This is a genomic window from Leucobacter sp. NPDC058333, assembly GCF_042726155.1.
GTDB lineage: Bacteria > Actinomycetota > Actinomycetes > Actinomycetales > Microbacteriaceae > Leucobacter.
Map to the genome: position 1 here is coordinate 15,965 of NZ_JBHXHV010000002.1, position 11,001 is coordinate 26,965.

An 11,001-nucleotide genomic window follows, 5' to 3' on the forward strand; every position below is an offset into this window, starting at 1 on the left:
CTCTCGCGTCAAATGTGGCTGGGGCTCAGGCCCCGCGCTGCGGCAACTGGGCGATCACGGCGTCGCCGATCTCCCAGGTGCCGCGCGCTGCGGCGCCCCGGGAGGCGAGGTCGGCTCGAACGGCGGCGCGAATGCGGTCGCCATCGGAGACGAGCCCCAGGTGGTCGAGCATGAGACCCGCGGAGAGGATCGCCGCGGTCGGGTCTGCGATCTGCTGCCCGGCGATGTCGGGAGCGGAGCCGTGGACGGGCTCGAACATGCTTGGGAACGTGCCATCGGGATTGATGTTGCCGGAGGCCGCGAGCCCGATGCCGCCGCCGATAGCGCCGGCCAGGTCCGTGAGGATATCTCCGAACAGGTTATCAGTGACGATCACATCAAATCGCGACGGGTCCTGCACCATGAAGATGGTGGCCGCGTCGACGTGCATGTAGTCGACGGCGATCTCGGGGTAGTCGGCGGCGACCGATTGCACGATGCGCTGCCAGGTCGCCCCCGCGTGCACGAGCACGTTGGTCTTGTGTACCCACGTCAACTTCTTGCGGGGCCGCGCCATCGCGGTTTCGAAGGCGTAGCGCACCACGCGCTCGACGCCGAACGCGGTGTTCACCGACACCTCAGTGGCGACCTCGGCGTGCGTGCCGGGGCGCAGCCGCCCACCGTTACCGGCGTAGGGCCCCTCGGTGCCCTCACGCACGACGACGAAGTCAACGTCGCCGGGCTCCGCGAGCTTCGAGACGACACCCGGGAAGAGCGTGCACGGGCGAACGTTCGCGTAGTGCTCGAAATCGAACCGGAGCTTGAGCAGCAGCCCGCGCTCGATGTTGGCTGCCGCGAGGCGCGGGTCACCGGGAACGCCACCCACGGCGCCGAATAGGATCGCGTCGTGCTCGGCGATTGCCGCCTGCTCGGCCTCGGGGAGCGTGTCGCCCGTCGCGAGGAAGCGGTCGGCGCCGAGCGTGAACTCGGTGCGATCAAGCGTGATGTCGCCTCCCGCGAGCACGGCATCGAGCACACGATTCGCCTGCTCAATAACCTCGGGTCCGATCCCGTCACCCGGAATGACGGCGAGCTTGATAATACGGGTCACGTGACGCTCCTTCGGTGTGCGGGACAACCCCTCCAGCATACTGCGGAGGGGCGCACCACATCGCTGCCGTGCGCCGCGCTAATCGGTGGTGCAGGTGAGATCCGCAGACAGCGAACCTGTGACCTGCTGATGCCCTGACGCCTCCTCGCCAGGGCCGATCAAGTCGCCGATCATCACTTCGCCGGAGGTCTTCGGGAGTTCTACCCGCCCGTCAGTGACCGTCACGGGAACCTCCGAGGCTCGAAACGTCACGACTTCATCGTCCTGGCTCAGAGTAACTCGACCGGAACCCAGGAAACCATCGTCCCCCAAAGAGAAAACGAAGGTCCCGATCGGTTGATCGTTGACAGAGGAACCGACCACATTCTTGGCACGGCACTCCACCGAGCTCGGGTGCATTACGACGGTGCGCGTGTCTCCGTCGACCTCGAAGTTCAGCGTGATCGCGGAATCGGGCCCGGAACAGGCTGACAGGAGACAAAGCGCGAGCACCGCGACGGCAGGACCCGGCACGTGTCTGATATTCATGAGCAGTTCCCCTCGCGCACTCCTTGCAGACTATGCAACACCACCCCACAAACAACAGAAGCCCCACCCGAGGGTGAGGCTTCTGCATTCGGTGACCCCAGCGGGATTCGAACCCGCGTTACCGCCGTGAGAGGGCAGCGTACTAGGCCGCTATACGATGGGGCCGAATGCGATTGCCGGCTTCCGGGGCTTCCCGGCCGCGTTGGCAACTCATATATATAACCACACCCCCGGGCGCGAAGCCAAATCCGGCCGCGCCGCCCGGGAGTGTCTCTGCGGTTAGAGCTCTTCGGTGCGATGCGGGCGCGCCCACTTCGCCGGCGTGTCAGGTCCGTCCCACACCTTGACGATGCCCCACGCGACCGCCGCGAGCGGCACTGCGAGCACAGCACCCAGGATGCCGCTGAGGACCGTGCCGACGGTTAACGCAAGCAGAATCACGAGTGAGTGCAGCTTGAGCGCGCGCCCCATCAGCACGGGCTGCAGGAAGTTGCCCTCGAGCTGGTTTACGAGGATCACAACGCCAACGACGATCACCGCGTTCACGGGTCCGTTCGCGACGAGTGCGACCAGCGCCGCGAGAATGCCGGCCACGGTGGCACCGACGATTGGAATGAACGCGAGCACAAATACGAGCACCGACAGCGGCAGCGCGAGCGGCACCTGCAAGATGAGCAGACCGATGCCGATGCCAAGTGCGTCAACCGCAGCTACGCCCGCAGTGCCGCGAACGTAAGACCCCAGAGTCTCAACGGTCTTCGCGCCAGCGCGCTCGGCGCGACGCAGACCCTCACCCTGGAACGGACGCAGCAGGAAGCGCCACAGCTTCGGGCCGTCCTTCAAGAAGAAGAACAGCACGACGACCATCAGCACGAGGCCCGTGATAAAACTCGTCAGCGCGCCAACCCCCGCGAGCGCCCCCGAACCAAACTGCGCACTCGTCAGGAAGTCGGTGATTTGGTCGCCCCAGTCGTGCAGCTGCGACTGGTCGGGCAAGAACGGCAGCGTCTTCGACCAGTCGATCACCTGCGCGATGCCGTCTTGAGCCTGCGACGACAGGTCATCCCACTGGTCGCGAACGGCCCACACGATGAGCCAGCCGATGGCAGAGAGAATCACGACGATGCCGAGCAGTACGATCACAGCCGACAATGCCGATGGCACGTTGCGTCGGCGCAGCCAGCCGGTGACCGGTGCGAAAGTGCTTGCGAAGATCAGTGCGAGCAGAATCGGGATCACCACCGTCGTGAGCGTGCGCATGCCCCAGATGATTGCCGCGGTCAGCAGCAGCACAATGATGATCTGCAGTGACCGAGTCGCCATCAGGCCAAACCCGTCACCCCACACCTGACGCACGCTGCGCGGTGCATCGGACTTGTGACCGGCACCGATTTCCAGGCGCGTCAGCCGATCGTCCACCTCGCGGCTCGATCCCCATCCGAACATTCGCACTCCTTGTCGTTCACACACGTGGGTGACCAGCGGAATCGCGGCTGGTCATCGCGTCAGTATCTGTAGCCGTCAGCGCTTCACTGCGCGCGCTGCGATGAAGGTGCGCAGTTGCGCCGCGTCATCGGCCATCTCGGTCACGCGCTGCGGCAGTTCAAGCAGGCCAGCGAGGTGTTCTGGCATACCGAGTTGCTCACCGGTCGCCTCGAACACGATCTCGGGGAACTTCTCGGGCTTCGCTGTCTCAAGCACCAGCATCGGCACACCGGGCTCAAGGTGCTCGCGAGCGACCTTGACCCCGTCTGCCGTGTGCGGGTCGATCAGACGGCCACTGCCCTCAAAGACGGAGCGGATCGTGGCAACGCGATCCGCGTGGGTGCTCGTGCCACTCTGCAGGCCGAACTCCGCCTCGAACCGCGGCAGTTCAGCTGTGAGATCGATGCGACCGGTGTCGTCGAGCTCCCGCCACGCGGCGGCGAGCCGCTCGGGCTCGCGGCCCAGCAGATCGAAGATGAAGCGTTCGAGGTTCGACGCCTTCGAGATGTCCATCGACGGGCTCGACGTCGCGTGCGTCTCGGCCGCACTCCGGGGCTCGTAGATGCCGGTGCGGAAGAACTCGTCGAGCACGTTGTTCTCATTCGCGGCGAGCACGAGCCTGCGCAGCGGCAGCCCCATCGACTTTGCGAGGTGACCCGAGAGGATGTTGCCGAAGTTTCCGGACGGCACGGTGACCGAGACGCTGAAGTCGGCTCGGTCGTCGGTGGTCACGGCGTCGCTCGCGCGCAGCCACGCCCAGAAGTAGTAGACCAACTGCGCACTGATGCGGCCCAGATTGATGGAGTTCACCGTGCCGAGCTGATGTGTGCGCTTGAAGTCAAGATCACTCGAGAGCGACTTGACGAGGTTCTGACAATCATCGAACACACCGTCGACCGCAATGTTGTGAATGTTCTCGTCATCGAGGGAGTACATCTGCGCACGCTGGAACGCGCTCATGCGGCCCTGCGGCGACAGCATGAACACCGCGATCCCATCTTTGCCGCGGAGGGCATATTCCGCTGCCGAGCCCGTGTCGCCCGAGGTTGCGCCGAGAATGTTGAGCGCGCGGTCACTGCGAGCGAGCACGTACTCGAGCGACTGTCCGAGAAACTGCATCGCCATGTCTTTGAATGCGAGCGTCGGGCCCTCGGATAGTCCGACCAGGGAGATCTGATCATCGAGCGCAGTCAGCGGCACGATCTCCTCGGCGACGAACTGCTCAGCGCTGTATGCGTCTCGGCACATACGCTCGAGGTCGGCGCGGGGAATATCGGTGGCGAAGCGGCTCAGGATCTCTGCCGCGAGTTCTGGGTAGGAGAGCGAGCGCCAGGATTCGATCTCGGCTGACGTGACCTGTGGCAGCGTCTCTGGCACGACGAGACCGCCGTCTGTCGCCAACCCCTCAAGCAGGATCGCGCTGTACGGGGCCGGCTCCATGCCGCCGCGGGTCGAGATGTACTTCACCGATGCTCCTTACGGTCGTAGGTGCACCAGTCTATGGGGATCGTCGGCCCGGCCGCAGGGTGTCCGGCGCTGCAACGCGCCGCAGGCCAGCCTCATCGAGCTACCAGGAGACGGGCAGTGCCTTGCCCTCTTCGTATCCGGCAGCCGACTGCAGACCGACGCGAGCGCGCACGTGAAACTCGGGCACACTCCCGGCGCCCGCGTAGGTAAACGACGACCGCACGCCCGACGTGATCATGTCGATCAGGTCTTCTACGCCCGGACGCTGCTGGTCCAGATAGATCTTCGACGACGAGATGCCCTCCGCAAACAGTTCTTTTCGGGCGAGCGCGAACGCGTCGAGCCCACCGAAGCGCCCCTGCACCGCCTTTGTCGACGCCATGCCCCACGACTCCTTGTACTGACGGCCGTTGGCATCGGCCATCAGTTCGCCTGGCGACTCCGCCGTGCCCGCGAACCACGATCCGATCATCACCGACGATGCCCCCGCCGCGAGCGCGAGCGCGACATCTCTCGGGTAGCGCACGCCACCGTCGGCCCACACGTGAGCGCCGAGTTCGCGCGCGGCCTGCGCTGTCTCGAGCACGGCAGAGAACTGCGGTCGACCGACCGCCGTCATCATGCGCGTCGTGCACATGGCCCCGGGCCCGACACCCACCTTCAAGATGTTTGCCCCGGCACCTACGAGATCTTGGACACCCTCGGCGGTCACGATGTTGCCGGCGACGATGGGCAGCCCGAGATCGAGCGCGGCCACCGCGTCGAGGGCGCGCAGCATGCTCGCCTGGTGCCCGTGCGCGGTGTCGACGACGAGCACGTCGGCGCCCGCCTCCGCGAGCGAGCGCGCCTTCGCGGCGACATCCCCGTTGATACCCACGGCTGCGGCCACAGCGAGTCGTCCACGTGCGTCGAGCGCTGGCGCATAGATCGAGGCTCGCAGCGCTGACCGGCGCGAGAGCGTGCCGAGTAGCACCCCGTCGCGCGCGACGCAGACGGCGTCGGCGGCACCACCTGGATTGGCGCGGAGCGCGGCGTCGACCGCATCGAATGCGGCGCGCGCGTCGCCCAGATCTGACTCGTCGAGCACGACGGTCTGCGCGTGTAGCAGGTCCCCGAGTCGCGCGTCTGCCGGCACAGTCGCGAGACGGTGAGCGCCGAGGGTGCCGCGCACCGACGAAATCGGTACGGACGCGCTGGGCGCCTGCCACGCCTCACCCACAGACTGATTGTGCGCGTCATTAGCGACGACGACCAGCTGACCCTCGGCTCGTGGGATCCAGCGCAGCGCGTCCGCCGCCGTCGCGTCGGGCGGCAGCACGATCGCCGCGTCGACGGATACCGGCTCGGCCTTCACCCTGCGGATCGCCGCGTGCGTCGCCTCCGGCGAAAGATCTTGCGGCAGCACTGCGAGCCCGCCACGACGCGCGAGCACCGCCGCGAGCCGTGGGCCCGTAACCGAATTCATGTTGGCTGCGACGAGCGGAATCGTCGCTGGCGTCCCGTCGTCGGGCGCGAGCGCGACGTCGAGCCGACTTCCCACTTCGGAATGCCGTGGCACGAGGAAGACGTCGGAATAGGTGAGATCGACAGTGGGCATCGCGCCGAGAAACTCCATACGGCTAACGCTAGGCCATTGCCTGGCTTGGAGTACTGTTCACTTTCCTCAGTCAGGAAATTCGGACACAGTCCGCAGTTCGCACATAAGATGGTGTGGTGCGGCGGGGACCTGTGCCGCACCACCGGGGTTCCGCTCGTCGCCAGCTGCTGCGAATAGGCCCGGGGAAGCCGAATCCTGTGAAGGAGCAGTACCGCTCATGTCTGACCCGAATCTCCCGAACGGCGAGCAGCCGACGACGCCGCTGCAGCCGCCGGCCGCATCCGCAGAGCCGCCAGCTGTTCCGCCCACCACGCCCATCGCACCGCAGCAGCCGCAGACCGTGCAGCCGCCGCAGCAGCCCGCAGGCAATGCGCCGCAGCCGCCCGCGTACGGGTCCGTGCCGCCTGCTGCCCCGCAGCAGGGTGGACAGCCCCCGTACGGTTCGGCTCCCCCGCAGGTACCGCAGATGCCCCAGCCCGGTTACGCGGCCGGCGGCTACCCGCCGGTGCAGCCGAAGGGTCTCGCACTCTCCTCGCTGATCGTTGGCATCGCGAGCCTCGTGTTCTTCTGGACCTGGGTAATTGGGCTCCTCGGCGGTATCGCTGCCGTGGTCCTCGGCATCATCGGTCTTCGCAAGGGACAGTCGAAGGGCATGTCGCTCACGGGCATCATCACTGGCGGCGTCGCCGTGCTGATCTCGGTGGGTGTCATCATCTTTACGCTGTTCTTCTTCGGCGCGGCCGTGTCGGCCTCGAACAGCGCGCTGAAAGACCTCGACCAGGCAACAGAGGAGCTCGAGTCGACGATGCCGACCCCGAGCGACAGCGCTTCTGCCGGTGCATCCGAGGGGGCCTCTGACGTCGCTTCCGCCGCAGCCGCTGACGCCGCGGCTGACGCCGCCTCCGGCGGCTCGAGCGACACGGGCGATCGTTCGCCGGAGTTCTGCGATGCGTACAACTCACTTGCGACGGTGAGTTCATCAGCCGGAGTGACGGACGAACTTCTCGACGTGTTGCAGACGCTCGCAACTATTCCGAGCCCCAATCAGTCCGCGTACGAGGCCTACTACGAGTTTGCCAAGGACCCGACAGCGTTAGATCCGGGTACGTCATCAATCGGCGAGGATTTCGCAACCGCGCTGACTGAAGATGCGATGGCCTGCTACTAGCCACATCACTCGGCAGCGGGGCTTCGTGCGACACATTTCGCGCGGAGCCCCGCTGCGCGTCTGCGACCCGCTACCTTGGAATCGCAGTCACACTGGAAAGGACTCACATGCTTCAGGGATTTAAGTCGTTCATCTTGCGAGGGAACGTCATTGAACTCGCGGTCGCCGTCGTCATCGGCGCGGCTTTCAACACGGTCGTGCAGCAGGTTGTCGACTCGCTGATTACCCCAATCGTCGGCATGATATTCAATGCTGACTCACTCGAGGGCGCACTGAAGGTCGGGCTTCCCGGTGGTGGCGCGATCGCATTCGGCGCCGTCATTGCGGCGATCTTGAACTTCCTCATCGTCGCCGCAGTCGTGTATTTCGTCTTCGTATTGCCGATGAACAAGCTCCGCCCGAAGGTCGCAGAGGCACCGACCGGACCGAGCGACGTCGACCTGCTGGGCGAGATCCGCGACCTGCTCAAGGCACAGGCCGCGACCACATCACAGGCGCCGATCGGCTCAGCAGCGCCCGCCGCTCCCGTGGTCGTTCCCGGAGTAGCGCCCGTCGATCCCGCAGCGGGGACGACTGGTCACAAGCACTAGCGCTCGCGACCAGTCCCCCGGGTTCCTGGCGCGGTTCAGCCCTCGCGGCTGTCGAGCCGCGCCAGGAACAGTGCTTCGCTGAGCAGCGACTTCCGGAATGATTCGAGGTGCAGCGACTCATTCGGGCTGTGCGCGCGGCCATCGGGATCCTCGACACCCGTCACGAGAATCTGAGCACTCGGGAACTCCTCGACGAGCTCGGCAATGAACGGAATCGACCCGCCGACGCCGATGTCGACCGGCTGACGCTCCCAGGCGTCGGCCATTGCCCCGCGCACCTCGGCGACGGCCCAGCCGCTCGTGTCTACCTGAAACGCCTGGCCGAGCCCCGGGTCTTCAAACGTGAGGCGCGCGCCGAACGGCGCGTGATCCTGCAGGTGCGTCGTCAGCGCCGTGTAAGCCAGCTCGGGATCCTGCCCCGGTGCGATGCGCGCGCTAATGCGAACTCGCACGCTCGGGATCAGCGTGTTCGAAGCATTTGCGACGTCGGGAACATCAAGCCCCGTGATCGAAATCGACGGCTGCGCCCAGAGGCGCGAGAGGATCTCGCCGCGCCCGATCGGGGTCACCCCATCGAGCAGCCCAGTTTCCAGCCGCAGGCGCTCCTCGTCGTACTCGGGCACCGCCATGTCGGCGCGACCGAGACCGGTCACGGCGACCGAACCGTCGGCGTCCCACAGGGTGTCGAGCAGACGCACTGCAGCGAGCATTGCATCAGGGACGGCACCCCCGAACATGCCGGAGTGCGATGCGCGATCGAGCGTCTCGATGCGCACATTGAACGCCACCGCACCGCGGAGCGCGATCGTAAGTGCCGGGGTCATCTCGTCCCAGTTACTTGAGTCGGCGACGATAATCGCGTCGGCGGCCAGCAACTCGCGATTCTCGCGCAGGAAGTTGCCAAACGACTGCGATGCCCACTCCTCCTCACCCTCGATGAAGAGTGCGATGCCGAGGTCGAGCTCGCGTCCTTCTGCTTCGGCGGCCGCGGCGAGAGCTCGAATCGCGCCGATGTGCGCCATGACACCGGCCTTATCGTCGGCCGCGCCCCTGCCGTACATCCGCCCGTCACGCACCGTCGGTTCGAACGCGGGTGAATCCCAATGCTCCTCCTTACCGGGGGGCTGCACGTCGTGGTGGGCATACAGCAACACAGTCGGGCGGCCATTGCGCGCTTCGCGGCGGGCGACGACGGCGGGGTGCCCGGGCTCGGTACCGCCATCGATCGGCGCACGGCGTACGTCAACGACATCGAAGACGCCGACTTCGCGCAGCAGTTCAGCGATCGCCTCTGCGCTGGCTGCGACGTGTGCTGGGTCGAACGCCGACCACGAGACCGATGGAATACGGACGAGTCGTTGCAGATCGTCAAGCGTGCGATCGTGCCCGGCGGTCGCTGACGCGCGAAGTGCGGTCTCGAAGGTGTGCTGGTTGTGGTCAGCCACGGGTGGCCTGCCTTTCCATTCGCGAACAGGGATAAGCCCGCAACAGCGGGCGACTCGGCCAGCCTATCCCCCGTCATCTCGCGGTTATGGCCCGCCGGCAGTAGCATGACGCCATGACGCTGCACATCGACACCGTTCTCGAGCCCAAGGGCCCTGCAACTGCAATCGTGCTCACCGACGACCAGGTCCTTGAGCTCGGCGGCGGCCCGCGCGCGGCGGTTCTCGTGACCATCGGCGGCGCGACCGCCCGTCTGCGACTCGCGCGCATGGGAGGCCTGAATCTCATCGGCCTGTCGAAGGCGAATCGCACCGCACTCGGCGTTGATATCGGCGACTCGATCTCCGCCAACATCGACCTCGACACGGCGGAGCGTGTCGTTGATATGCCGGTCGATCTCGCGGCCGCGCTCGACGCGGCCGGCCTCCGGGATGCGTTCGACGCGCTCGCGTTCACGCACCGAAAGGAGCACGCGCGCTCCGTGACCGAGGCGAAGCGGGAGGAGACACGCGCCAAGCGTGTCGCCGCCGTCGTAGAAAAACTACGCGGGTCAGCGGCCTAGCTCGCGGCGGCTCACTTCGCGGCCGCCGAGCTCGCCGTCTTTTCGCGTTCTTCGCGCTCAGCCTCCTGTGCCGCGCGCAACTCGCGGGTTGCCGCGTGTACGAGCTCCTCGGCTCGCCTGCGCCTGTGCTGCACCAGCGTCTCAGCGCCGTACCTCTCCCGAAGGCGATCGCGTGCTTCAGCCGTCGCGGTGATGATGAAGCTGCTCGCGATGAGAATGACCTGCGACGACAGGTTGATCCAGAGCAGGAGCGCAATGAGCGCTGCGAACGAGGCGAGCAGCGGGTTCGAAGTAGCGCCCCGCACGAACAGACTGGACAGCTCTTGCAGCACGGTGAGCCCGACACCGCCGAGAATCGCGCCCGCCCACAGTGCCTTCGCGGGCGCTCGCACCCCCGACAGTACCCGGAACACGAGTGCGATCGACGCCGAGTCAATCGCAAACACAATGAGCACGCCGACGATGCGGGAGATCCACGCGGTGACCGGCCCCGCCTCAATGCCGAGCCACGAGAGGAGCGTCGTGATCCCCACCGACGCGAGCACGCTCAGCGCTGCAGCGGCCAGCAGCAGCCCACCGAACAGCACCGCAACGAGCAGGTTACGCAGAATCACCCACAGGATGAATACATCATCGTGCAGCTCGTCGGCGAGCGTCCGCAGCGCGGCGCGCAGACTGCCAATCGCGCTGATCGCCGCACCGAGTAGACCGACGAGCGAGATCGCGCCGACGATCGTGAAGCCGACGGGTTGCACGCTGCCCGGATCAATCAAACCGCCGATTCCGGGAATGACGGTATCGAGCGTGTCCAGCAGCGTCGACATCGCCTCTGGGTTCGACCCCAGCCAAATTGCGGCGATCGAAAATCCGAGCAAAATGCCCGCGAACAGGCTAAACAGCGCGCGGTAGGTGATGCTGTCCGCGAGCATCGGCCCCCGGTGCTCGCTGTACCGAAGATAGGCGCGCACGATGCGCAGACGCAGCGCACGCGCGATCAGTCGCGGCACAAACCCGCGCGGCGGGGTCTGCGATGCATTGTCGTCGACCCGCTGCTGTTCGTGCCCGCTCATG

At 66.0% G+C, this 11,001-nt stretch carries 10 protein-coding genes and 1 tRNA gene; 3 read left to right on the plus strand and 8 right to left on the minus strand.

From position 1 onward, the window contains the following. Window positions 1-25 precede the first annotated feature (25 nt). The 6 genes from ACFWHR_RS08035 to ACFWHR_RS08060 all read right to left on the minus strand — a co-directional run bounded on the left by ACFWHR_RS08035 (window position 26) and on the right by ACFWHR_RS08060 (window position 6,185). A complete protein-coding gene (locus ACFWHR_RS08035; RefSeq protein WP_382447776.1) occupies window positions 26-1,090 on the minus strand; it encodes a 3-isopropylmalate dehydrogenase in 1,065 nt (354 codons plus the stop codon). Window positions 1,091-1,168: 78 nt separating this feature from the next. Then, window positions 1,169-1,618, minus strand: a complete 450-nt coding sequence (locus ACFWHR_RS08040) for a hypothetical protein (protein ID WP_382447777.1) — start codon at window positions 1,616-1,618, stop codon at window positions 1,169-1,171. 92 nt (window positions 1,619-1,710) lie between these two features. Further along, window positions 1,711-1,783, minus strand: a tRNA-Glu gene (locus ACFWHR_RS08045). Between the two features lie 114 nt (window positions 1,784-1,897). Then, on the minus strand, window positions 1,898-3,064 hold the full coding sequence (locus ACFWHR_RS08050) for an AI-2E family transporter (protein ID WP_382447778.1): 1,167 nt from the start codon (window positions 3,062-3,064) through the stop codon (window positions 1,898-1,900). A gap of 75 nt (window positions 3,065-3,139) precedes the next feature. Further along, window positions 3,140-4,570: a threonine synthase gene (gene thrC, locus ACFWHR_RS08055; RefSeq protein WP_382447779.1), complete on the minus strand. Its 1,431-nt coding sequence runs from the start codon at window positions 4,568-4,570 to the stop codon at window positions 3,140-3,142. A 100-nt stretch (window positions 4,571-4,670) separates the two neighbouring features. Continuing rightward, window positions 4,671-6,185, minus strand: a complete 1,515-nt coding sequence (locus ACFWHR_RS08060; protein ID WP_382447780.1) for a GuaB1 family IMP dehydrogenase-related protein — start codon at window positions 6,183-6,185, stop codon at window positions 4,671-4,673. 199 nt (window positions 6,186-6,384) lie between these two features. On the opposite strand from ACFWHR_RS08060, the gene ACFWHR_RS08065 reads away from it, so the two are divergent. Together ACFWHR_RS08065 and mscL are read left to right on the plus strand one after the other, a co-directional pair. Continuing rightward, window positions 6,385-7,335 carry a DUF4190 domain-containing protein gene (locus ACFWHR_RS08065; protein ID WP_382447781.1) on the plus strand — a complete coding sequence of 317 codons (951 nt, stop codon included), beginning with the start codon at window positions 6,385-6,387 and terminating at the stop codon, window positions 7,333-7,335. Between the two features lie 107 nt (window positions 7,336-7,442). Continuing rightward, window positions 7,443-7,925, plus strand: coding sequence for a large conductance mechanosensitive channel protein MscL (mscL, locus tag ACFWHR_RS08070; RefSeq protein ID WP_382447782.1), 483 nt, complete (start codon window positions 7,443-7,445; stop codon window positions 7,923-7,925). A 35-nt stretch (window positions 7,926-7,960) separates the two neighbouring features. Here mscL and ACFWHR_RS08075 read toward each other — a convergent pair whose 3' ends face one another. Beyond that, window positions 7,961-9,370, minus strand: a complete 1,410-nt coding sequence (locus tag ACFWHR_RS08075) for a dipeptidase (protein ID WP_382447783.1) — start codon at window positions 9,368-9,370, stop codon at window positions 7,961-7,963. A 113-nt stretch (window positions 9,371-9,483) separates the two neighbouring features. Between ACFWHR_RS08075 and ACFWHR_RS08080 the strand changes: the two genes are divergently transcribed. Next, window positions 9,484-9,930 (plus strand): YdeI/OmpD-associated family protein, encoded by a 447-nt coding sequence (locus tag ACFWHR_RS08080; RefSeq protein WP_382447784.1) that lies wholly within the window; start codon window positions 9,484-9,486, stop codon window positions 9,928-9,930. 11 nt (window positions 9,931-9,941) lie between these two features. Here the strand turns inward: ACFWHR_RS08080 and ACFWHR_RS08085 are convergent, their stop codons facing one another. Beyond that, window positions 9,942-11,000 carry a YihY/virulence factor BrkB family protein gene (locus tag ACFWHR_RS08085; protein ID WP_382447785.1) on the minus strand — a complete coding sequence of 353 codons (1,059 nt, stop codon included), beginning with the start codon at window positions 10,998-11,000 and terminating at the stop codon, window positions 9,942-9,944. Between the last annotated feature and the right edge of the window lies 1 nt (window position 11,001).

Bases quoted from the DNA above. Each gene is read 5' to 3' on its own strand.
- ACFWHR_RS08040 (WP_382447777.1), bottom strand. From the start codon at position 1,618: ATGAATATCAGACACGTGCCGGGTCCTGCCGTCGCGGTGCTCGCGCTT.
- ACFWHR_RS08050 (WP_382447778.1), bottom strand. From the start codon at position 3,064: ATGTTCGGATGGGGATCGAGCCGCGAGGTGGACGATCGGCTGACGCGC.
- ACFWHR_RS08060 (WP_382447780.1), bottom strand. From the start codon at position 6,185: ATGGAGTTTCTCGGCGCGATGCCCACTGTCGATCTCACCTATTCCGAC.
- ACFWHR_RS08065 (WP_382447781.1), top strand. From the start codon at position 6,385: ATGTCTGACCCGAATCTCCCGAACGGCGAGCAGCCGACGACGCCGCTG.
- mscL (WP_382447782.1), top strand. From the start codon at position 7,443: ATGCTTCAGGGATTTAAGTCGTTCATCTTGCGAGGGAACGTCATTGAA.
- ACFWHR_RS08080 (WP_382447784.1), top strand. From the start codon at position 9,484: ATGACGCTGCACATCGACACCGTTCTCGAGCCCAAGGGCCCTGCAACT.
- ACFWHR_RS08085 (WP_382447785.1), bottom strand. From the start codon at position 11,000: ATGAGCGGGCACGAACAGCAGCGGGTCGACGACAATGCATCGCAGACC.